This window comes from Streptomyces sp. NPDC006339 (genome assembly GCF_040612775.1).
In the GTDB taxonomy this organism is placed as follows: Bacteria; Actinomycetota; Actinomycetes; order Streptomycetales; family Streptomycetaceae; genus Streptomyces.
The window spans coordinates 1-22203 of sequence record NZ_JBEXQW010000069.1; the positions used below are offsets into that span (position 1 = coordinate 1).

19 protein-coding genes are annotated in these 22203 nt (G+C 70.3%); 15 read left to right on the forward strand and 4 right to left on the reverse strand.

Annotated elements, in window-relative coordinates; all coding sequences use genetic code 11:
• From ABZ135_RS35335 to ABZ135_RS35350, 4 genes are all read left to right on the forward strand, one after another.
• The coding region (locus ABZ135_RS35335) for a vitamin B12 dependent-methionine synthase activation domain-containing protein (RefSeq protein ID WP_356701881.1) at positions 1–1398 on the forward strand (1398 nt) is incomplete at its 5' end.
• A gap of 131 nt (positions 1399–1529) precedes the next feature.
• A complete protein-coding gene (locus ABZ135_RS35340; protein WP_356701883.1) occupies positions 1530–2237 on the forward strand; it encodes an HAD family phosphatase in 708 nt (235 codons plus the stop codon).
• Positions 2238–2691: 454 nt separating this feature from the next.
• Complete coding sequence (locus ABZ135_RS35345; RefSeq protein ID WP_356701885.1) at positions 2692–4281, forward strand: ABC transporter substrate-binding protein; 1590 nt, start codon at positions 2692–2694, stop codon at positions 4279–4281.
• 69 nt (positions 4282–4350) lie between these two features.
• Complete coding sequence (locus ABZ135_RS35350) at positions 4351–5931, forward strand: ABC transporter substrate-binding protein (RefSeq protein ID WP_356701887.1); 1581 nt, start codon at positions 4351–4353, stop codon at positions 5929–5931.
• 92 nt (positions 5932–6023) lie between these two features.
• On the opposite strand, the gene ABZ135_RS35355 is transcribed toward ABZ135_RS35350, so the two are convergent.
• Together ABZ135_RS35355 and ABZ135_RS35360 are read right to left on the reverse strand one after the other, a co-directional pair.
• The gene (locus ABZ135_RS35355) at positions 6024–6695 is read right to left on the reverse strand and encodes a response regulator transcription factor (RefSeq protein WP_356701889.1); all 672 of its coding nucleotides are present in this window, start codon (positions 6693–6695) and stop codon (positions 6024–6026) included.
• 121 nt (positions 6696–6816) lie between these two features.
• Entirely contained in the window at positions 6817–7809 is a 993-nt protein-coding gene (locus ABZ135_RS35360; protein ID WP_356701891.1) for a PD-(D/E)XK nuclease family protein, read from the reverse strand.
• A gap of 80 nt (positions 7810–7889) precedes the next feature.
• On the opposite strand from ABZ135_RS35360, the gene ABZ135_RS35365 reads away from it, so the two are divergent.
• From ABZ135_RS35365 to ABZ135_RS35375, 3 genes are all read left to right on the forward strand, one after another.
• The gene (locus tag ABZ135_RS35365) at positions 7890–9080 is read left to right on the forward strand and encodes a site-2 protease family protein (RefSeq protein ID WP_356701893.1); all 1191 of its coding nucleotides are present in this window, start codon (positions 7890–7892) and stop codon (positions 9078–9080) included.
• An 18-nt stretch (positions 9081–9098) separates the two neighbouring features.
• Complete coding sequence (locus ABZ135_RS35370) at positions 9099–9986, forward strand: tRNA (adenine-N1)-methyltransferase (protein ID WP_352077509.1); 888 nt, start codon at positions 9099–9101, stop codon at positions 9984–9986.
• Between the two features lie 195 nt (positions 9987–10181).
• A complete protein-coding gene (locus ABZ135_RS35375) occupies positions 10182–10754 on the forward strand; it encodes a hypothetical protein (RefSeq protein ID WP_356701895.1) in 573 nt (190 codons plus the stop codon).
• A 33-nt stretch (positions 10755–10787) separates the two neighbouring features.
• Here the strand turns inward: ABZ135_RS35375 and ABZ135_RS35380 are convergent, their stop codons facing one another.
• Entirely contained in the window at positions 10788–11099 is a 312-nt protein-coding gene (locus ABZ135_RS35380; protein WP_356701897.1) for a ferredoxin, read from the reverse strand.
• Positions 11100–11341: 242 nt separating this feature from the next.
• Here ABZ135_RS35380 and arc point away from each other — a divergent pair, with 242 nt between their 5' ends.
• The 5 genes from arc to prcA all read left to right on the forward strand — a co-directional run bounded on the left by arc (position 11342) and on the right by prcA (position 16949).
• Positions 11342–13108 carry a proteasome ATPase gene (gene arc / locus ABZ135_RS35385; protein ID WP_356701899.1) on the forward strand — a complete coding sequence of 589 codons (1767 nt, stop codon included), beginning with the start codon at positions 11342–11344 and terminating at the stop codon, positions 13106–13108.
• Between the two features lie 165 nt (positions 13109–13273).
• On the forward strand, positions 13274–14794 hold the full coding sequence (gene dop / locus ABZ135_RS35390; RefSeq protein ID WP_356701901.1) for a depupylase/deamidase Dop: 1521 nt from the start codon (positions 13274–13276) through the stop codon (positions 14792–14794).
• A 134-nt stretch (positions 14795–14928) separates the two neighbouring features.
• A complete protein-coding gene (locus ABZ135_RS35395; RefSeq protein WP_030494396.1) occupies positions 14929–15141 on the forward strand; it encodes a ubiquitin-like protein Pup in 213 nt (70 codons plus the stop codon).
• Between the two features lie 160 nt (positions 15142–15301).
• A complete protein-coding gene (gene prcB / locus ABZ135_RS35400) occupies positions 15302–16141 on the forward strand; it encodes a proteasome subunit beta (RefSeq protein ID WP_356701903.1) in 840 nt (279 codons plus the stop codon).
• 52 nt (positions 16142–16193) lie between these two features.
• Positions 16194–16949, forward strand: coding sequence for a proteasome subunit alpha (prcA, locus tag ABZ135_RS35405; RefSeq protein WP_356701905.1), 756 nt, complete (start codon positions 16194–16196; stop codon positions 16947–16949).
• A gap of 106 nt (positions 16950–17055) precedes the next feature.
• Here the strand turns inward: prcA and ABZ135_RS35410 are convergent, their stop codons facing one another.
• Positions 17056–18072: a LacI family DNA-binding transcriptional regulator gene (locus ABZ135_RS35410; RefSeq protein WP_356701907.1), complete on the reverse strand. Its 1017-nt coding sequence runs from the start codon at positions 18070–18072 to the stop codon at positions 17056–17058.
• Between the two features lie 135 nt (positions 18073–18207).
• Here ABZ135_RS35410 and ABZ135_RS35415 point away from each other — a divergent pair, with 135 nt between their 5' ends.
• The 3 genes from ABZ135_RS35415 to ABZ135_RS35425 all read left to right on the forward strand — a co-directional run bounded on the left by ABZ135_RS35415 (position 18208) and on the right by ABZ135_RS35425 (position 22189).
• Positions 18208–19539, forward strand: coding sequence for an MFS transporter (locus ABZ135_RS35415; protein WP_356701909.1), 1332 nt, complete (start codon positions 18208–18210; stop codon positions 19537–19539).
• A 9-nt stretch (positions 19540–19548) separates the two neighbouring features.
• The gene (pafA, locus tag ABZ135_RS35420) at positions 19549–20910 is read left to right on the forward strand and encodes a Pup--protein ligase (protein WP_356701911.1); all 1362 of its coding nucleotides are present in this window, start codon (positions 19549–19551) and stop codon (positions 20908–20910) included.
• A 340-nt stretch (positions 20911–21250) separates the two neighbouring features.
• Positions 21251–22189 (forward strand): FKBP-type peptidyl-prolyl cis-trans isomerase, encoded by a 939-nt coding sequence (locus ABZ135_RS35425; protein WP_356701913.1) that lies wholly within the window; start codon positions 21251–21253, stop codon positions 22187–22189.
• Positions 22190–22203: the final 14 nt, after the last annotated feature.

Consider the following 22203-nt stretch of genomic DNA (forward strand, 5'->3'; position numbering starts at 1 on the left):
TTGCCGTTCGTGCTCCAGTCGGCGGAGGTCATGAAGACGGCGGTGGCCTATCTCGAACCCCACATGGAGAAGACGGACGCCGACGGCAAGGGCACGATCGTCCTGGCGACCGTCCGCGGTGACGTCCACGACATCGGCAAGAACCTCGTCGACATCATCCTGTCCAACAACGGCTACAACGTCGTCAACCTGGGGATCAAGCAGCCCGTCTCCGCGATCCTGGAGGCCGCCGAGGAACACCGCGCCGACGTGATCGGCATGTCCGGTCTCCTCGTGAAGTCCACCGTGATCATGAAGGAGAACCTGGAGGAGCTGAACCAGCGCGAGCTGGCCGCCAAGTACCCCGTGATCCTCGGCGGCGCCGCCCTCACCCGCGCCTACGTCGAGCAGGACCTCCACGAGATCTACCAGGGCGAGGTCCGCTATGCCCGCGACGCCTTCGAGGGCCTGCGCCTGATGGACGCCCTCATCGCGGTCAAGCGCGGCGTCCCCGGCGCCACCCTGCCCGAGCTCAAGCAGCGCCGGGTCGCCAAGGGTGCCGCCACCCTCCAGATCGACGAGCCGGAGCCCGGCGGCCGCTCGGACGTCGCCACCGACAACCCCATCCCGACCCCGCCCTTCTGGGGCACCCGGGTCGTCAAGGGCATCCAGCTCAAGGAGTACGCCTCCTGGCTCGACGAGGGCGCCCTCTTCAAGGGCCAGTGGGGCCTCAAGCAGAACCGGGCCGGTGACGGACCGTCGTACGAGGAGCTCGTGGAGTCCGAGGGCCGGCCGCGGCTGCGCGGCTGGCTGGAGCGCCTGCACACGGAGAACCTCCTGGAGGCGGCCGTCGTCCACGGCTACTTCCCCTGTGTCTCCAAGGGCGACGACCTGATCATCCTCGACGACGCCGGCAACGAGCGCACCCGCTTCACCTTCCCGCGCCAGCGGCGCGGCCGGCGCCTGTGCCTCGCGGACTTCTTCCGCCCGGAGGAGTCCGGCGAGACCGATGTCGTCGGCCTCCAGGTCGTCACCGTCGGCTCCCGGATCGGCGAGGCCACCGCCAAGCTCTTCGAGTCCGACTCCTACCGCGACTACCTGGAGCTCCACGGCCTGTCCGTGCAGTTGGCCGAGGCGCTCGCCGAGTACTGGCACGCCCGGGTCCGCGCCGAGCTCGGCTTCGGCGGCGAGGACCCCGAGAACGTCGAGGACATGTTCGCGCTGAAGTACCGCGGCGCGCGCTTCTCCCTCGGCTACGGCGCCTGCCCCGACCTGGAGGACCGGGCGAAGATCGCCGAGCTCCTCCAGCCGGAGCGGATCGGCGTCCACCTCTCGGAGGAGTTCCAGTTGCACCCCGAGCAGTCCACCGACGCGATCGTCATCCATCACCCGGAGGCGAAGTACTTCAACGCTCGGTGATCGCCACCGGGTCAAATACCTGTACTTCGCGTGATCGGGACGTACACTGGTCGGTCCAGTGCAGGCCGGTCGCCCCACCCCGTACCGGGGAGGGAGACCGGCCTTCTCGTCCCTCGATGGAGGTGTGCCGGATGACCAGTACGGTCCCCGCGTCCCTGTTCCGTGCCCACGGAAGCTCCGCCCTGCAGGCGGTCTTCCTCGACATGGACGGCACCCTGGTCGACACCGAGGGCTTCTGGTGGGACGCGGAGGTCGAGGTCTTCGCGGACCTCGGACACCGGCTGGACGAGGCGTGGCGGGACGTCGTCGTCGGCGGTCCCATGACGCGCAGCGCCGGCTACCTCATCGAGGCGACTGGCGCGGACATCACGCTCGCCGAGCTGACCGTGCTGCTCAACGAGAAGTTCGAGCAGCGCATCGCCCGGGGCGTGCCGCTGATGCCGGGCGCCGAGCGGCTGCTCGCCGAGCTGGCCCGGCACGACATCCCGACCGCCCTGGTGTCCGCCTCGCACCGCAGGATCATCGACCGGGTCCTCGCCTCCCTGGGCCGCGACCGCTTCGCCCTGACCGTCGCGGGCGACGAGGTCACTCGTACCAAGCCGCACCCCGAGCCGTATCTGACCGCCGCCCGCGGGGTGGGCGCCGATCCGGCGCTCTGCGCCGTCGTCGAGGACACCGCCACCGGCGTCGCCGCCGCCGAGGCGGCCGGCTGCCGGGTGGTCGCCGTCCCCTCCGTCGCCCCCATCGCCCCCTCGGCCGGCCGGGTCGTCGTGCGCTCGCTCGAAGAGGTCGACGTGCCCTTCCTGCGCACCCTCATCTCCAGCCCGCGCCACGACTGAGCCGCCGCGGATTCGCGACCGGAAACGTTCAGGCCATCCGCCGAGAAGAACCCTGAGTGAGCTTGCTCACGCAGAGTGCCGACCGGCGGGTGGCCTGTCTGCGTGGGGTGTCCGGAACATGACGTTTACGGCCCGGCGATGTGTCCCGGTTCGCTCCCGGGCGTACGAATCATTCCCGCGCATGACTATCGAACGCACCGTATTCATGATCGTCACGGGCCCGGCGTGGCGGCCTTTGCCGTACGGCGGCACTGGTGTAGCCCACTAATCTCATCGGAGTACTCCGCCCCACCTTCCGCGTGGCCCGGCGCCCACCCAAGTCGCCGTGTCCACAGGACCGATCGCACCCTTTCCCGGCCCGATCGCCCGCCCCGACCGGGCGGCCGGCGGAGTGACCGAAGCCGCTGTACCACTGCCGGCCGTCACCCCGCGCCGGATGAGGAGATCGTCCCAGATGAACCGCAAGACCCTGGTGCTGCCGACCGCGGCCGCACTGCTCACCCCCCTGCTCGCCGGCTGCGGTGGCGGGGACGAGGGCAGAGCGATCGTCGTCGGGACCACGGACCAGTTCGTCGCCACCGAGGACGCCCCCGCCCCGCTCGACCCGGCCTTCGCCTACGACACCGGCGCCTGGAACATCCTGCGGCAGACCCTCCAGACCCTCATGCACGTCCCGCGCGGCGGCGGCCGGCCCGTCCCCGAGGCCGCCGAGAGCTGCTCCTTCTCCGACAAGGAGAGCGAGAGCTACCGCTGCCGGCTCCGCGAGGGCCTCACCTTCGCCGACGGCACCCCGATCACCGCCGAGGACGTCAAGTTCTCCGTCGAGCGCGTCCTCGCCATCAAGTCCGACAACGGCACCGCCGCGCTCCTGTCCAACATCGACACCGTCGAGACCAAGGGCGAGCTCGAGGTCGTCTTCCACCTCAAGACCCCCGACGCCACCTTCCCGTACAAGCTCTCCACCCCGGTCGCCGGCATCCTCAGCAAGGACAAGTACGACGGCAAGGCGCTGCGCGAGGGCTTCCAGGTGGACGGCTCAGGGCCGTACACGATGAAGGCCGAGACCGCCGGCGACAAGGTGACGAAGTTCGTCTTCACCAAGAACCCGAAGTACAAGGGCGACATCACCCTGCGCAACGACAAGGTCGAGCTGCGCACCTTCGACGACTCCGACGGCATGGACAAGGCACTGCGCGGCGACGCCATCGACATGGCGGCGCGGGCCATGGCGCAGACCCAGATCCGCGAGCTCACCGACAAGCCCCAGGAGGGCATCGAGCTCACCGAGGTCCCCGGCCTGGAGATCCGCTACCTCGGCTTCAACACCAAGGCCCCCGCCGTCGAGGACAAGGCCGTCCGGCAGGCCATGGCCGCCGTCGTCGACCGCGCCGCGCTCGTCGACCGGGTCTACGGCCCCACCGCCCAGCCGCTCTACTCGCTGATCCCCTCCAGCATCCCCGGCCACGCCACCTCGTTCATCGACACCTACGGCGAGCCCGACAGGTCCAAGGCCGCCAAGATCCTGCGCGACGCCGGCGTGAAGACCCCCGTCAAGGTCACCCTGCACTACACCACCGACCACTACGGCGCCGAGACGGCCGAGGAGTTCCAGGCCCTGCGCGGCCAGCTCAACGCCACCAAGCTCTTCGACGTGCAGATCCAGGGCACCGAGTGGTCCAAGTTCCGCCCCGCGCAGAAGCGCGGCGACTACGCCGTCTACGGCCTCGGCTGGTTCCCCGACTACCCGGACCCGGACAACTACGTCGCCCCCTTCCTCGACACCGACAACTTCCTCAACACCCCCTACGTCAACCAGTCCGTCCGTGACGAGTTGATCCCGCAGTCGCGCCGTCAGGCCGACCGCACCGCCGCGGCCCCCGTCTTCGAGCGGATCCAGAAGATCGTCGCCAAGGACGTGCCCGTCCTGCCGCTGTGGCAGGGCAAGCAGTACGTCGCCGCCCGCGACGAACTCACCGGCGTCGAGTGGGCGCTGAACACCTCCTCCGACCTGCTCCTGTGGGAGCTCGGTCGCGGCACCGCCTGACCCCTTCGTTCGTACCGGCCGCGCAGCCGTTGCGCGGCCGGCCTGGCACGAGATCACGAGGCAAGTTCTGTGAAGGCACACAACAAGTGGCTGACGGCCCCGCTCGCCGCGGGCCTTGCGGCCGCCATGCTCAGCGGCTGCGGCACCGAGCAGGGCGGCGACTCCGGCGACGCCGGGGCCACCATCCGCGTCGGCATGTCGGACGAGATCATGGCGACCGACCCCGCCGCCGGTTACGACCCCGGCTCCTGGCTGCTGTTCAACAACGTCTTCCAGTCCCTCCTCGCCTTCCCGAAGGGCGGCTCGCAGCCCGAGCCCGAGGCCGCCGACGAGTGCGGCTTCTCGGGCGGCAGCCGGGTCTACACCTGCACCCTCCGCGAGGGTCTGAAGTTCTCCAACGGCAACCCGCTCACCTCGAAGGACGTCAAGTTCTCCTTCGAGCGGGCCCTGAAGATCGCCGACCCCTCCGGCCCGGCCCCGCTGCTGTCGAGCATCCACACCATCGAGACCCCCGACGAGCGGACCGTCGTCTTCAAGCTCAAGGTCCCCGACGCCACCTTCCCCAGCAAGATCGCCTCCGGTGCCGGCTCCATCGTCGACCACCGCGAATACGCCGCCGACGCGCTGCGCACCGACGGCAAGGCCATCGGCTCCGGCCCGTACAAGCTCGAGTCCATCAGCGACACCGAGGCCGTCTTCTCCGCCAACGGCGACTACAAGGGCTCCGCCAAGCGGAAGAACGAGCGCGTCACCCTCAAGCTCTTCCGCGGCGACCGCGAGGCCCTCGCCAAGGCCCTCTCCGCCGACGAGATCGACGTCGCCTACCGAGGACTCTCCGCCGACGACATCGCCGCGCTCGAAGCCTCCGCGGGCAGCGACAAGGGCGTCGAGGTCGTCCAGGGCAGCAGCGCCGAGGTCCAGCACCTCGTCTTCAACGTCAAGGACCCCGTCGTCGGCAAGCTCGGCGTCCGCAAGGCCATCGCCCACCTCGTCGACCGCGAGGCGCTCGTCCAGAACGTCCACAAGTCGACCGCCACGCCGCTCTACTCGATCGTCCCGGCCGGCATCGCGGGCCACAACACCGCCTTCTTCGACACCTACGGCAGCCCCGACAAGAAGAAGGCCGAGAAGGCGCTCCGCTCCGCCGGCATCACCGGCAAGGTGAAGCTCACCCTCTGGTCCACGCCCAGCCGTTACGGCCCCTCCACCGACCAGGAGGTGAAGGCCATCGCCCAGCAGCTCAACGCCAGCGGCCTGTTCGACGCCGACGTCAAGTCCGTCGAGTACGAGCAGTACGAGAAGGACATCGCCGCCGGCAAGTACGGCGTCTACGTCAAGGGCTGGGTCCCCGACTACCCGGACGCCGACAACTTCACCACCCCGTTCTTCGGCGACGACAACGTCCTCGGCAACCGCTACGAGAACGCCCTGATCACCGGCGAGCTGCTGCCCGCCGTCGCCGCGTCCCCCGACCGGTCCGCCACCGGCTCCACGTACAACAAGGTCCAGGACCTCGTCGCCGAGGAGCTCCCGCTGCTGCCGCTGTGGCAGGGCAAGCAGTACGCCGTCGCCAGCGAGCGGATCACCGGCCTGGAGTGGACCCTCGACGCCTCCACCGTCTTCCGCTTCTGGGAGATCAAGAAGGGCTGACCACCCTCCTGACCCTTCCGGGGTACGGCAAGGGCCCGGCACACGCACGGCGTGCCGGGCCCTTCCGCTTCCCGCCGGTCCTGCCCGCGGGCTCACTGCGCGCCGGGGCGCACCAGACCGCTCTCGTACGCGTACACCGCCGCCTGCACGCGGTCGCGCAGCCTCAGCTTCGTCAGCACATGACCGACATGGGTCTTCACCGTGGTCTCGCTCACGAACAGATCCGCCGCGATCTCCGCGTTCGACAGCCCCCGCGCCACCAGCTTCAGCACCTCGACCTCGCGGTCCGTCAGCGTGTTCAGGGTGTCCGGCACCTGCTCCTCGCCAGAGGGCAGGTGCGCCGAGTACTTGTCGAGGAGCCGGCGCGTGATCGACGGCGCCAGCATCGCCTCGCCCGCCGCCACCACCCGGATCGCCTGCACCAGCTCATGCGCCGGAGCGTCCTTCAGCAGGAAGCCGCTCGCCCCCGCCCGCAGCGCCTCCACCACGTACTCGTCCAGATCGAACGTGGTCAGCACCAGCACCTTCGCTGGCCCGTCCCGACCGGGACCGGTGATCTGCCGGGTGGCCTCCACCCCGTCCATCCGCGGCATCCGGATGTCCATCAGGACCACGTCGGGCTGCAGCGCCCGCACCTGATCGAGCGCCTGGAGACCGTCCCCGGCCTCACCCACCACCGCGATGTCCTGCTCCGCCTCCAGGATCATCCGGAAACCGGTGCGCAGCAGGGGCTGGTCGTCGACCAGAAGGACGCGGATCGCCACGGATGACTCCTTCGAGAGGCGGGCTGGGGCCTGATCCATTCTGCCCTGCCCCCGCGCCGGCCCCGGCTCAGCCCGGCTCTTCCCGGGCCCGCGCCGCACGGCCACGACCGCGCCGGCCCCCTCAGGCCGGAGCCGACCCCACGGCCACGCCCTCGCCGCCCGGCTCCACCGGGCGCACGGGCACCACCGGCAGCGGATACACCGGGGGAGTGCCCCCGAACTCCGGGCACACCGCCCGGTGGTCGCACCAGCCGCACAGCTTCGTCGGCCGCGGCCGCCAGTCACCCGTCTCCGTCGCCTGCCGGATCGCCTCCCACAGCGCGTGCAGCTTGCGCTCCACCCGCAGCAGATCCGCCTCCACCGGGTCGTACGTCAGCACGTCACCGCTGCCCAGATACACGAGCTGCAGCCGGCGCGGCACCACGTTCTTCAGCCGCCACACCACCAGGGCGTAGAACTTCATCTGGAACAGCGCGCCCTCGCTGTACTCGGGCCGCGGCGCCTTGCCGGTCTTGTAGTCGACGATCCGCACCTCACCCGTCGGCGCCACGTCGACCCGGTCGATCACCCCGCGCAGCCGCAGCCCCGAGGGCAGCTCCGTCTCCACGAACAGCTCCCGCTCGGCCGGCTCCAGACGCGTCGGGTCCTCCAGCGTGAACCACCGCTCGACCAGCGCCTCCGCCTCCGCGAGCCACTGCGCGAGCCGCTCGCCCCGCTCCTCCTCCGCCTCCTCCGGGAACAGCTCGCCCAGCTCCGGACGCGAGGCGAGCAGCCGGTCCCACTGGCCCGGGATCAGCGCCTTCGCCCGCGGCGCCGTCCGCTCCACCGCCGGCGCGTCGAAGAGCCGCTCCAGGACCGCGTGCACCAGCGTCCCCCGCGTCGCCGCCGCGCTCGGCTTCTCCGGCAGCCGGTCGATCACCCGGAACCGGTACAGCAGAGGGCACTGCATGAAGTCGCTCGCCCGCGACGGCGACAACGACGTGGGCGTCCGCGGCCCGGACACATCGGCGGCCGGCGCCTCCGACCGGGGCGACCCGGACTCCGCCGGCGGCTGCTCGCTCGTACTCATGACACAGACCCTACGACCCGCCACCGACAGCGAGCGGAATACCATCGACGCAGGACCCCGTCGCACTGCATGATCGAACCGTGACCGAGTGCGCGGACCGAGCAGCTCGGCGACGAAAGGAACCCGTGAACCAGGACGAGTCCAAGCCGCAGCGGACCGAGGAACCGGGCGGTGGCATCCTCATGGGCCGGCCCTTCGGCGTGCCCGTCTACGTCGCCCCGAGCTGGTTCCTCGTCGCCGCCCTGATCACCTGGGTCTTCGGCGACCAGATCGAACGCGTCCTGCCCGAGCTCGGCGCCGCCCGCTACCTCGTCTCCCTCTTCTTCGCCATCGCCTTCTACGCCTCCGTGCTCGTCCACGAACTGGCCCACACCCTCGCCGCGCTCCGCTTCAAGCTCCCGGTGCGCCGCATCCAGCTCCAGTTCTTCGGCGGCGTCTCCGAGATCGACAAGGAGACCGAGACCCCCGGGCGCGAATTCGTCCTCGCCTTCGTCGGCCCGCTGCTCTCCCTCGTCCTCGCCGGTGTCTTCTACGTCACCCTGTACGCCGTCGAGCCCGGCACCGTCCCCGGCGTCCTCCTCGGCGGCCTGATGATCTCCAACCTCATCGTGGCGATCTTCAACCTGCTGCCCGGCCTGCCCCTCGACGGCGGCCGCATGCTCCGCGCCGTCGTCTGGAAGCTCACCGGCAGCCCCATGACCGGCACCGTCGCCGCCGCCTGGGTCGGCCGCGCGCTCGCCGTCGCCGTCCTCATCGGACTCCCGCTGCTCACCCGCACCGGGCTCCTCGGCAACTCCACCGACGACATCGACGGCTTCACCACCGTCACCGACGCCCTGCTCGCGGCCATCCTCGCCGCGATCATCTGGACCGGCGCCGGCAACAGCCTGCGCATGGCCCGGCTGCGCGAGCACCTCCCGGAACTCCGCGCCCGCGCCCTCACCCGCCGCGCCATCCCGGTCGAGTCCGCCACCCCCCTCTCCGAGGCCCTCCGCCGCGCCAACGAGGCCGGCGCCCGCGCCCTCGTCGTCGTCGACGGCCACGGCGTCCCCACCGGCATCGTCCGCGAGACCGCCATCGCCGGCGTCCCCCAGCACCGCCGCCCCTGGGTCGCCGTCAGCGCCCTCACCCAGGACCTCGTCGAGGGCATGCGGGTCCCGGCCGACCTCACCGGCCAGCCCCTCCTGGACCACCTGCGGGCCAGCCCCGCCACCGAGTACCTGGTCGTCGAGGACACCGGCGAGATCTACGGCGTCCTGTCCACCACCGACGTCGAGAGGGCCTTCGTGAAGGCCATGGCACGACCCTCCTCGTAACACCGGTACCCTGTTCACATGTCCGAACCGACCGGTGCCGCCCGCCGTCGCGGGCCCTTCAAGGTCGGGGACCAGGTCCAGCTCACCGACCCCAAGGGACGCCACTACACGTTCACGCTCGAGGCCGGGAAGAATTTCCACACCCACAAGGGTTCCTTCCCCCACGACGAGCTGATCGGTGCTCCCGAGGGCAGTGTTGTCCGTACCACGGGAAACGTCGCCTACCTCGCGCTGCGCCCCCTGCTCCCCGACTACGTCCTGTCCATGCCCCGCGGTGCCGCCGTGGTCTACCCCAAGGACGCGGGGCAGATCCTGGCCTTCGCCGACATCTTCCCCGGCGCCCGCGTCGTGGAGGCCGGCGTCGGCTCCGGCTCGCTCAGCGCCTTCCTGCTGCGCGCCATCGGCGACAACGGCATGCTGCACTCCTACGAGCGCCGCGAGGACTTCGCCGAGATCGCCAAGGGCAACGTCGAGCGCTACTTCGGCGGCCCGCACCCCGCGTGGCAGCTCACCGTCGGCGACCTCCAGGACAACCTGTCCGACACCGACGTCGACCGTGTCATCCTCGACATGCTCGCCCCCTGGGAGTGCCTGGAGGCCGTCTCCAAGGCGCTCGTCCCCGGCGGCATCCTCTGCTGCTACGTGGCCACCACCACGCAGTTGGCGCGGACCGTGGAGTCCATCCGCGAGTTCGGCTGCTACGCGGAGCCGCAGCCGTGGGAGTCCATGATCCGCAACTGGCACGTCGAGGGCCTGGCCGTCCGCCCGGACCACCGGATGATCGGCCACACCGGCTTCCTCGTCACCGCCCGTCGCCTCGCCGACGGCGTGGAGCCCCCCATGCGCCGCCGCCGGCCCGCCAAGGGCGCCTACGGCGAGGACTACGAGGGACCCAACAAGGGCTGAGCCGCCTTCCGGGGCTGACGCCCCGACAACGTACGCGTGCCGCCGTCGAGTTCCCGCCTCCGGGCCGGAAGTCGACGGCGGCACCCTCATGTTCACGACGCCGGGGGAACCCCACCCCCACCTGTTCCGCCGCTCTGTGACGTGTGGCACGATGCCCGCAACTCCTTCCGCACCACCCCACAGGAGACTTCTCGCGTGCAGACCTCCGCCGTCACGGACCTGGCGCACACCCACGCCCGGCCGGTGCACTGGCTGGCCACCGCGACCGCGATGGCCGGAGTCGTCGCCCTCGCGGGCCTGCTGCAGCCGGGGCCCGCCGGCGCCACCGCCGCCCCCGCCCCGGCGGCCGCGCCCGACGCCGCGACCGCCCGCTTCCCCCTGGAGTGCGGGGGAGCCCCCAGCAAGATCGCCCAGCGCGCCACCGGCGACCTCGACGGCGACGGAAACCCCGAGACCGTCGCAGTCGTACACTGCGAAGCCGGATCCGGAACGCCGCCCAGCGGCATCTACGTGCTCACGCACGGCAAGGGCACCGGCAAGAGCGCCGGCGGCGGGGCCGCCCGGGTCGTCGCCACCCTGGTGGACCCCTCCGAGCTGACGACCGTCAGCGGGTTCGCCGTACGCGACGGCGCCGTCCGCGCCACCCTGCTCGGCTACTCCTCCCCGGACGTCCCGAGCTGCTGCCCCGACCGAAAAGAGCAGGTCACATGGCGCTGGCAGGGCGGAAGCTTCGTCCGCGCCGCCGGGGCCGAGGCCCGCGCGGTCTGAGCCGCCCGCCCCGGCGACGCCGTCACCGAGGCGTCACTCCGCGTCGGGCCCGTACACCTCGACGCCGTCGCTGACCCGGCGCACATGGATGCAGTCGCCCGGGCACTCCTTCGCGGAATCGACCACGTCGAGCAACAACGGCAGCGGCACCGGCGTCGTCGCCCCCGCCTCCTGGAGCAGCTCGTCGTCCGCGCTCTTCACATAAGCGAGCCCGTCGATGTCGAGTTCGAAGACCTCCGGCGCGTACTGCACGCAGATGCCGTCCCCGGTGCACAGGTCCTGGTCGATCCAGACCTCCAGCGCCTCATCGGCGCCCACCGCCGGGGCCTCGTGCTGCACGGTCATATCTCCTGCCGTTTCTGCGTCGCGCGGACAAGTCAGGCGAAGCCTGACGGGTGTTGACCACCTATGACGATACAACCGGGCGCTTTTGCAATGACCGCCGGTGGGTATTTCCCTGGCGTGAGGGGAAGCGCAAGGGTGAAGATCGGACACACCCCGGAGTCTTTTTGATCTAGGGGTTTCAATCACCACCCACCCAGGTAGGGTCAGGAAGCGTCCAGCTCCCCTTGGAGGAGGTGAGGACCGTGGCAGCCCACGACGACGACATCAACCGCGGCATCCGGCCGGGGCGGGGGTCTGAGGACCCCGCCGGCCAGGTTGCCTATCTCGAGCAGGAAATCGCCGTCCTGCGCCGCAAGCTCGCCGACTCTCCGCGTCACACGAGGATTCTCGAAGAGCGGATCGTCGAGCTGCAGACGAACCTGGCCGGTGTGTCCGCACAGAACGAGCGGCTCGCCAATACGCTCCGTGAGGCCCGCGACCAGATCGTGGCCCTCAAGGAGGAGGTCGACCGGCTCGCCCAGCCGCCGGCCGGCTTCGGTGTCTTCCTGCAGGCCAATGAGGACGGCACGTGCGACATCTTCACCGGGGGCCGCAAGCTCCGGGTGAACGTGAGCCCCAGCGTCGAGCTCGACGAGCTCAAGCGGGGGCAGGAAGTCATGCTCAACGAAGCGCTCAACGTGGTCGAGGCCATGGAGTTCGAGCGCGCCGGGGACATCGTCACCCTCAAGGAGATCCTCGAGGACGGCGAGCGCGCCCTGGTGATCGGGCACACCGACGAGGAACGGGTGGTGCGGCTCGCCGAGCCCCTGCTGGACATCACCATCCGCCCCGGCGACGCCCTGCTCCTCGAACCCCGGTCCGGCTACGTCTACGAAGTGGTCCCCAAGAGCGAGGTCGAAGAGCTCGTCCTCGAAGAGGTCCCGGACGTCGACTACGACAAGATCGGCGGTCTGGGCAACCAGATCGAGCTGATCCGCGACGCGGTCGAGCTCCCCTACCTCTACCCGGACCTCTTCAAGGAGCACGAACTGCGGCCGCCGAAGGGCATCCTGCTCTACGGCCCGCCCGGCTGCGGCAAGACGCTCATCGCCAAGGCCGTCGCCAACTCCCTTGCCAAGAAGGTCGCCGAGGTGACCGGCCAGCCCGCGGGGAAGTCCTACTTCCTCAACATCAAGGGCCCCGAGCTCCTCAACAAGTACGTCGGCGAGACCGAGCGGCACATCCGCCTGGTCTTCCAGCGTGCCCGGGAGAAGGCGAGCGAGGGAACCCCCGTCATCGTCTTCTTCGACGAGATGGAATCCCTCTTCCGCACCCGCGGATCCGGCGTCAGCTCGGACGTGGAGAACACCATCGTCCCCCAGCTCCTCGCCGAGATCGACGGCGTGGAGGGCCTGGAGAACGTCATCGTCATCGGCGCCTCCAACCGCGAGGACATGATCGACCCCGCGATCCTGCGGCCCGGCCGGCTCGACGTCAAGATCAAGATCGAGCGTCCGGACGCGGAGGCGGCCAAGGACATCTTCGCCAAGTACCTGACCCCCTCGCTCCCGCTGCACGCCGACGACCTCGCCGAGCACAGCGGATCGAAGGAAGCCGCCGCCCACGGAATGATCCAGTCCGTGGTCGAGCAGATGTACGCCGAATCCGAGGAGAACCGCTTCCTCGAGGTGACGTACGCCAACGGAGACAAGGAAGTCCTCTACTTCAAGGACTTCAACTCCGGCGCCATGATCCAGAACATCGTGGACCGGGCGAAGAAAATGGCCATCAAGGCATTCCTGGACCACGACCAGAAGGGCATCCGCGTCTCCCACCTCCTCCAGGCGTGCGTGGACGAGTTCAAGGAGAACGAGGACCTGCCCAACACCACCAACCCCGACGACTGGGCCCGTATCTCCGGAAAGAAGGGCGAGCGGATCGTCTTCATCCGCACCCTCGTCACCGGAAAGCAGGGCGCGGACACGGGTCGCTCCATCGACACGGTGGCCAACACCGGTCAGTACCTGTAGGGACGCGGCCGGCTGCGGATGTCCGTCGGATCGGGCATCCGCAGCCGTCGCTTTCCACTCACGATCCGCTTCTGATCTCCCCGTACGCCCCGCGACCGCTCTAGGCTCGTGGGTACCGCCGCACCACGCGCAGTGCGGGGAGCGGCGCCGGGCAAGGAGGGCCGCATGACCGTACGGCGAGTAATGGGCATCGAGACGGAGTACGGGATCTCCGTCCCGGGGCACCCCAACGCCAATGCCATGCTCACCTCGTCCCAGATCGTCAACGCCTACGCGGCGGCGATGCACCGGGCGCGCCGCGCCCGCTGGGACTTCGAGGAGGAGAACCCGCTGCGGGACGCCCGCGGCTTCGACCTCGCCCGCGAGGCCGCCGACTCCAGCCAGCTCACCGACGAGGACATCGGCCTCGCCAACGTCATCCTGACCAACGGCGCGCGACTCTACGTGGACCACGCCCACCCCGAGTACAGCGCGCCCGAGGTCACCAACCCCCGCGACGCCGTCCTGTGGGACAAGGCCGGCGAGCGGATCATGGCCGAGGCCGCCGAGCGGGCCGCCCAGCTCCCCGGCGCCCAGCCCATCCACCTCTACAAGAACAACACCGACAACAAGGGCGCGTCCTACGGCACGCACGAGAACTACCTGATGAAGCGGGAGACCCCCTTCTCGGACATCGTGCGCCACCTCACGCCCTTCTTCGTCTCCCGCCAGGTCGTCACCGGCGCCGGCCGTGTCGGCATCGGCCAGGACGGCCGCGAGCACGGCTTCCAGATCAGCCAGCGCGCCGACTACTTCGAGGTGGAGGTCGGCCTGGAGACCACGCTCAAGCGGCCGATCATCAACACCCGCGACGAGCCGCACGCCGACGCCGAGAAGTACCGGCGCCTGCACGTGATCATCGGGGACGCCAACCTCTCCGAGATCTCCACCTACCTGAAGCTCGGCACCACGGCGCTGGTCCTCTCGATGATCGAGGACGCGTTCATCACCGTCGACCTCGCCGTCGACCAGCCCGTCCGCACCCTCCACCAGGTCTCCCACGACCCGGACCTCCAGTACCTGATCACGCTGCGCAGCGGCCGGACACTCACCGCGGTACAGCTCCAGATGGAGTACTTCGAGCTGGCCCGGAAGTACGTGGACGAGCGCTACGGCACCGACGCCGACGAGCAGACCAAGGACGTCCTCACCCGCTGGGAGGACACCCTGAACCGGCTGGAGAACGATCCGATGAGCCTGGCCGGCGAGCTCGACTGGATCGCCAAGCGGGAGCTCATGGAGGGCTACCGCCGCCGCGACCGGCTGGACTGGGACGCCGCCCGGCTGCACCTCGTCGACCTCCAGTACGCGGACGTGCGCCCCGACAAGGGCCTGTACAACCGTCTGGCGGCCCGCGGGCGCATGAAGCGCCTCCTGGACGAGAGCGCGGTGGAACGGGCCGAGACGAGCCCTCCGGAGGACACCAGGGCCTATTTCCGCGGCCGCTGCCTGGAGCAGTACGCGGACGACGTGGCCGCCGCCTCCTGGGACTCGGTCATCTTCGACCTGCCGGGCCGCGACTCCCTCCAGCGGGTGCCGACACTGGAACCCCTGCGGGGTACGCGAAACCATGTGAAGGAGCTGCTCGACCGCTGCCGGACGGCGGAGGAACTGGTCCGCGTCCTTTCCGGCGGCCAGGGCGGCTGAAATGGCCGGGCACTGGGAATCATGGAATCAGTGCCCGGACGTTAGGGAAACCACAGGGCCGATGTCAGTCCCGGCTTGTAGGGTCTGATCTTGAGAGACCCAACCGAGCGGGCCGATTCGAGCGGGGTGAGGTTATGGCGACCAAGGACACCGGCGGCGGACAGCAGAAGGCGACGCGTTCCACCGAGGAGGTCGAGGAGACCACCACAGAGGCGAGCTCCGACCTCAAGGAACGCCAGGAGAAGCTGAGCGACGACGTGGACTCCGTCCTGGACGAGATCGACGACGTCCTGGAGGAGAACGCCGAGGACTTCGTGCGGTCCTTCGTGCAGAAGGGCGGCCAGTAGCCGCTCCGGCGAGCCTGTCGCCCTCCGTCCCCGGAGCCCCGGAAAAGCCGTGGGCCCGGGGACGGATGACAGGCGGTGGCACGGGTAAGGTCCGTGCACAGTACGCAAGATCGGCCCGTGCGTCCCACGGCGGGCCGTCGTTCCCACCGGAAGGAATCGCGTGGAAGCCAACCCTCGTAGTATCGGGCGTCTGCCGGCGGCCTTCCTGACGCCGGGCTCGTCCTCCTTCATGGACTTCCTTGCCGCCCACTCGCCCGAGATGCTCCCGGCGAACCGGAAGCTCCCCGAGGGGATCGTCGAGGCACCGCACGGGACGACCATCGTCGCCGCGACGTTCCCCGGCGGGGTCGTGCTCGCCGGTGACCGGCGGGCGACCATGGGGAACATGATCGCGCAGCGGGACATCGAGAAGGTGTTCCCGGCCGACGAGTACTCCGCGGTGGGCATCGCCGGTACGGCCGGCCTGGCCGTGGAGATGGTCAAGCTGTTCCAGTTGGAGCTGGAGCACTTCGAGAAGGTGGAGGGCGCCACGCTCTCCCTGGAGGGCAAGGCCAACCGCCTGTCCACGATGATCCGCAGCAACCTCGGCATGGCCATGCAGGGCCTGGCCGTCGTCCCCCTCTTCGCGGGCTGGGACGAGGGCAAGGAGAAGGGCCGGATCTTCTCGTACGACGTCACCGGCGGCCGCTCCGAGGAGCACGGCTACGCCGCCACGGGCTCGGGTTCGATCTTCGCGCGCGGGTCGCTGAAGAAGCTCTACCGGGAGGACCTGACCGAGCAGCAGGCCACCACCCTGGTCGTCCAGGCGCTGTACGACGCGGCGGACGACGACTCGGCGACCGGCGGGCCCGACATGGCCCGGAGGATCTTCCCGATCGTCACCGTCATCACGGACGAGGGCTTCCGCCGGCTCTCCGAGGCCGAGTCCTCCGAGCTGGCCAGGTCCGTCACCGAGCGGCGGCTCGAGCAGCCCGACGGCCCGCGCGCCGCGCTGCTCTGACCGCTCGTCGCCCGTAGAAGCCTTCAGACCGGAAGAAAGGGACGGATAGCCGGTGTCTACGCCGTTCTATGTCTCACCCCAGCAGGCCATGGCCGACCGGGCGGAGTACGCCCGCAAGGGCATCGCCCGTGGCCGCAGCCTGGTGGTCCTCCAGTACGCCGACGGCATCGTCTTCGTCGGCGAGAACCCGTCCCGCGCGCTGCACAAGTTCAGCGAGATCTACGACCGGATCGGCTTCGCCGCCGCCGGCAAGTACAACGAGTACGAGAACCTGCGGATCGGCGGTGTGCGCTACGCCGACCTGCGTGGCTACACCTACGACCGTGACGACGTGACGGCCCGCGGTCTGGCCAACGTGTACGCCCAGACCCTCGGCACGATCTTCTCCAGCGCGGGGGAGAAGCCCTACGAGGTCGAGCTGGTCGTCGCCGAGGTCGGCACGGAGCCGGAGGGCGACCAGATCTACCGGCTGCCGCACGACGGCTCGATCGTGGACGAGCACGGCTCGGTCGCGGTCGGCGGCAACGCCGAGCAGATCAGCTCCTTCCTGGACCAGCGCCACCGCGACGGCATGTCGCTCGCGGAGGCGCTGAAGCTCGCGGTCCAGGCCCTGTCGCGGGACACCAACGGCAGCGAGCGGGAGATCCCCGCGGAGCGGCTCGAGGTGGCGGTCCTGGACCGGACCCGTCCCCAGCAGCGGAAGTTCAAGCGGATCGTGGGGCGGCAGCTCAAGCGTCTCCTCGAGGCCGACGACGCGGCGGTCGCGAAGACGGACGACCCGTCGGACGAGGTCGCCGAGGAGGAGTAGGCGTACGGCGCCGTAGCCGTACGGCCGTACGGACGACGAGGAGGGCCCCGGAACCGCGCAGGAGCGGTTCCGGGGCCCTCGTCCGTGCCGGGGCTGCCCGGCCGGTTCAGGCCGGGGCGGGGCCCGAGGAGCCGCGGACGACCAGTTCGACGGGGAGGTCGACGGGAGCGGGCCGTTCGCCGTCGAGGACGGCGAGAAGCGCCTCCATGCCGCGCCGGCCGAAGTCCCCGGCGGGCAGCCGGACGGTGGTGAGCTCGGGCTCGACGGCGGTGGCGAGCGCCATGTCGTCGAAGCCGGTGACGGACAGGTCCTCCGGGACGCGCAGTCCGAGACGCCGGGCGGCCTTGCAGACACCGGCCGCGAGGATGTCGTCGTCGCAGATCACGGCCGTGGGGAGGGGGCCGGGCGCGGCGAGCGCCCGGGCGGCGGCCTCCGTCGCGCCGGCGACGTTCAGCGGAGCCCGTACGGTGCTCAGCTCCGTCCCGTGGAGGGCGTCGGCGAGCGCGGCGGCGCGGACGTCGAAGGTCCAGGAGGGGACCGCGGAGGCCAGGTGCAGGAAGCGGCGGTGCCCGAGGCCCAGCAGGTGGCCGGTGACGCGTCGCATGCCCTCGGCGACGTCCAGGTTGACGTGCGCGGCGGCGCCGGGGTCGGCGGGGTCGCTGTCGAGCATGACGAGCGGCAGGTCGGAGCCGTGGAAGGCCGCGAGGGCGTCGGTGGCCATGGAGGAGGCCAGGACGCCGTCCAGGGCCGCCTGGGCGGAGGCGAAGGGGTCCTTGGCGGGGCCGGTGCCGTCGGGTGAGGGATAGAGCACGACGCCGAAGCCGTGCCGGGCGGCCACGGCGGCGGCTCCGGTGTAGACGTGGGCGAAGAACTCGTTGGTGAGGGCCGGGACGACGAGGAGGGCCGTGCGCGTGCGGCCCAGGCGCAGGTTGCGGGCGGCGAGATTGGGCCGGTAGCCGAGTTCCCGGGCGGCGGCGCGTACGGAGTCGGCGGTGCGCGCGGAGACGCGGCCGCGCCACTTGTCGCCGAGGACCAGGGAGACGGTGGCCTGGGAGACCCCGGCGGCGCGGGCGACGTCGCGGCTGGTGGGGCGGCTTCCGGCGGTGGGCTCCGGGGTGTGCACTCGTACCTCCGCGGCGGCTCTCCGCCGATCCGATCTCGCGCTCGGGGTGGACCGGCGCCTCGGGGTCATGGTACGTATGACTCCGGACGTTATACGTAAAACCTCGGGCGGATGCCGCCCCGGGAGGGAGACGACATGGCCACCGAGGCCACGGCGAACGGCGGCTACCTCGACATCCTGCGCGCTCCCCACGCGGCGCGCCTGCTGACCGGCACCCTCGTCGGCCGGCTCCCCAACGGCACCGGCCCCATCGCCATCACCGTCTTCACCCGCGCCGAGGGCGGCAGCTACAGCCTGGCCGGCGGCCTCGTCGCCGCCTACGGTGTCGCCACCGCCGTCGGGCAGCCGCTGCTCGGCCGCGCCGTCGACCTCAAGGGCCAGCCGCGGGTCCAGTTGCCCGCCGCCGTGATCTCCGCCCTCGGCATGGCCGCGCTGGCCCTCACCGGCATCGGCGACCTGCTCCTCGCCTATGCCGCCGTCCTGGTCGCCGGACTCTTCACCCCGCCCCTCGAAGGCGGCCTGCGGGCCCTGTGGCCGAGCGTGCTGGGCCGGGAGGACCGGGTCCACCGGGCGTACGCGCTGGACGCCGTCGCCCAGGAGGTCATGTTCACCGTCGGGCCGCTGCTGGTGACCGTCCTGGTGGCGCTCTGGTCGCCCGCCGCCGCGCTCCTGGTCATCAACGTCCTCGGCGTCCTCGGCGCCCTGTCGGTCGTGCTCTCCCAGCCCTCCCGGGCCTGGCGCTCGGCGCCCCGCGAGGCCCACTGGCTGGGCGCCCTGCGCTCGCCCGGGCTGCTCGCCCTGCTGGCCTCGTTCTTCTTCGTCGGGCTCGCCCTCGGCTCCATCACGGTCGCCGGCGTCGCCTATGCCGACGACCGCGGCGACACGGCCGTCTACGGCTGGCTGATGGCCGCCCTGGGCCTCGGCGCCCTCGTCGGCGGCGTCGCCTACGGCGCCCGCCGGTGGGCCGGGCCGCCCGAGCGGCGGCTGCGGGTCCTGGTGCTGCTGCTCGCCGTCTTCTACCTGCCGCTGGTGCTCGTACCCGGCCCGGTCGCCATGACCGCGCTCGCGGCCCTCTCCGGTGTCTTCCTCGCCCCCGCCATCGCGTGCGCCTTCATCGTCGTCGACCGCCACGCGCCCCGCGGCACGGTCACCGAGGCGTTCTCCTGGCTGGTCACCACCTTCGGCGTGGGCGCCGCCCTCGGCTCGGCCGTCGCCGGCCCCGCCGTCGAACTCGCCGGGACCCCCGCCGGTTTCGCCGTGGCCGGTGCCGGAGGCTTCGTCGCCTTCCTGGTGCTCCTCGCCACCGGCCGGGTGCTCGGGCCCCCCGTGGCCACGCGACACGCCGTCGACGGGGGCACCGGAAGCGGTGCGGCCGCCGCCGGACCGACCGAAAAGAACACGCACTCATCGGAAAATGATCGAAACGGGGCCGTCGAACCCGGTTTCAGCGCAGGCTCTCAGGCGTAATGTTCAGACATGGACCGCCGCATTTTCGGGCTGGAGAACGAGTACGGCGTCACGTGCACGTTCAGGGGACAGCGCCGACTGTCTCCTGACGAAGTGGCGCGCTACCTCTTCCGCCGTGTCGTGTCATGGGGCCGCAGCAGCAATGTCTTCCTGCGGAACGGCGCCCGCCTGTACCTGGACGTGGGTTCGCATCCGGAATACGCAACTCCCGAATGCGACAACGTGGTCGAACTGGTCACCCACGACAAGGCGGGCGAGCGCATTCTCGAAGGACTGCTCGTCGACGCGGAACGCCGCCTGCACGAGGAGGGAATCGCGGGCGACGTCTACCTCTTCAAGAACAACACCGACTCCGCCGGAAACTCCTACGGCTGCCACGAGAACTATCTGGTCGCCCGCCACGGAGAGTTCTCCCGGCTCGCGGACATCCTCATTCCGTTCCTCGTCACCCGCCAACTGATCTGCGGGGCGGGAAAGGTGCTGCAGACCCCGCGCGGCGCCGTCTACTGCGTCTCCCAGCGGGCCGAGCACATCTGGGAGGGCGTCAGCTCCGCCACCACCCGCTCGCGCCCCATCATCAACACCCGGGACGAGCCGCACGCGGACGCCGAGCGCTACCGCCGGCTCCACGTCATCGTCGGCGACTCGAACATGTCCGAGACGACCATGCTCCTCAAGGTCGGCGCCACCGACCTCGTGCTGCGCATGATCGAGGCGGGCACGGTGATGCGCGACCTGACCCTGGAGAACCCGATCCGGGCGATCCGCGAGGTCAGCCACGACGTCACCGGCCAGCGCAAGGTGCGTCTCGCCAGCGGCCGCGAGGCATCCGCCCTGGAGGTCCAGCGGGAGTACTACGAGAAGGCGGCGGACTTCGTCGACCGCCGCGGCATCCGCAGCGGCACCATCGCCCAGGTCCTGGAGCTGTGGGGCCGTACGCTCGACGCCATCGAGCAGGAGCAGCTCGACCGCATCGAGACCGAGATCGACTGGGTCATGAAGTACAAGCTCATCGAGCGGTACCGGGCCAAGCACAACATGACGATGTCGCACCCGCGGGTCGCCCAGATAGACCTCGCGTACCACGACATCCACCGCCGCCGCGGTCTGTACTACCTGCTCCAGAAGAACGGCCAGGCGGCGCGGGTGTGCAACGACATGAAGATCTTCGAGGGCAAGTCGGTGCCCCCGCAGACCACCCGGGCCCGGCTGCGCGGCGACTTCATCCGCCGCGCCCAGGAGCAGCGCCGGGACTTCACCGTCGACTGGGTGCACCTGAAGCTGAACGACCAGGCACAGCGCACGGTGTTGTGCAAGGACCCGTTCCGCTCGGTCGACGACCGGGTGGAAAAGCTGATCGCCGGAATGTAGGACCCGCACAAACCCGGCACGGCCCACCGGCAGGGCCCACCGGCACGGACGGCCCGGCCCCGCACGTTCCACGTGCGGGGCCGACGTCATCACAGGACGGTCCCAGGGGGTGTCTTGTCGATCAGGCCGGATCAGGGAGCGGCGTCTGGTGCGTGCGATCGCAAGGCGGAGGAGGGAGTCCATGCGGTGGGGGCACCTCCCGGGCGAAGCCTGGGGGACATCGGCGACCGACGACAACGCGGCGAGCGTGCGTGCCAGGCGTCGCGAGCCCGGCATGATCGGCGAGACACCCCCTAGAGTGTCCGGACAACCACTGTGCCGTCTGAGATCTGAGGAACTAGTGCGCCGACTTGCCGGCCTGCTCGTCGTCCCCCTGCTGCTGCTCTCCACAGCGGCCTGCGGCAGCGACGACAAGGGCTCCGATTCCGGTTCGATGAAGAACGGGCTTCCCGCCATCACCGCGGGTGAGAAGTTCGGGGAGAAGCCGACCCTCGCGAAGGGCACGGGCGACCCCGTGAAATCCCTCAAGGTCAACGTCATCAGCGAGGGCAAGGGCGCGGTGACCAAGAAGGGCGACGCGCTCCAGGTGAACTACCTGGGTCAGTCGTGGGACTCGACGACCCCCTTCGACAACAGCTTCGACCGGAAGCAGCCCTTCGAGCTGACCCTGGGCGCCGGTCAGGTCATCAAGGGCTGGGACCAGGGCCTGGAGGGCCAGAAGGTCGGCAGCCGTGTCGAGATCGGCATCCCGCCGGAGCTCGGTTACGGTGCGAACGGCCAGGGCGACATCAAGCCCAACGCGACCCTCGTGTTCGTGGTCGACATCCTGAAGGCGGTGACCATCCCGAAGTCCGCCGCGGGCACCGAGGTCGCCCAGGAGAACAAGGACCTGCCGAAGGTCGGCACCAACGCCGACGGCAAGGCCCCTTCGCTGACCGTCCCGAAGACGGACCCGCCGGCCAAGCTGGTCTCCTCCTACGTCCTGGAGTCCAAGGGCGAGGTCGTGAAGGCCACCGACACGGTGGTCGTGAACTACGTCGCCGCCCTGTGGAAGGACGGCAAGGTCTTCGACTCGACGTACACGACGGGCAAGCCGGCCAACTTCCCGCTGGACCAGCTCACCCTGAAGGGTCTGAAGGACGGCATCGCGGGCAAGAAGGTCGGCAGCCGGGTCCTGATCGTCGCCCCGCCGTCGGAGGCATTCGGTGACCAGGAGAAGCAGGGGATCCCGAAGAACTCCACGCTCGTGTTCGCCGTCGACATCCTGGCGAAGATGTAAGACTGTCGGGGTCG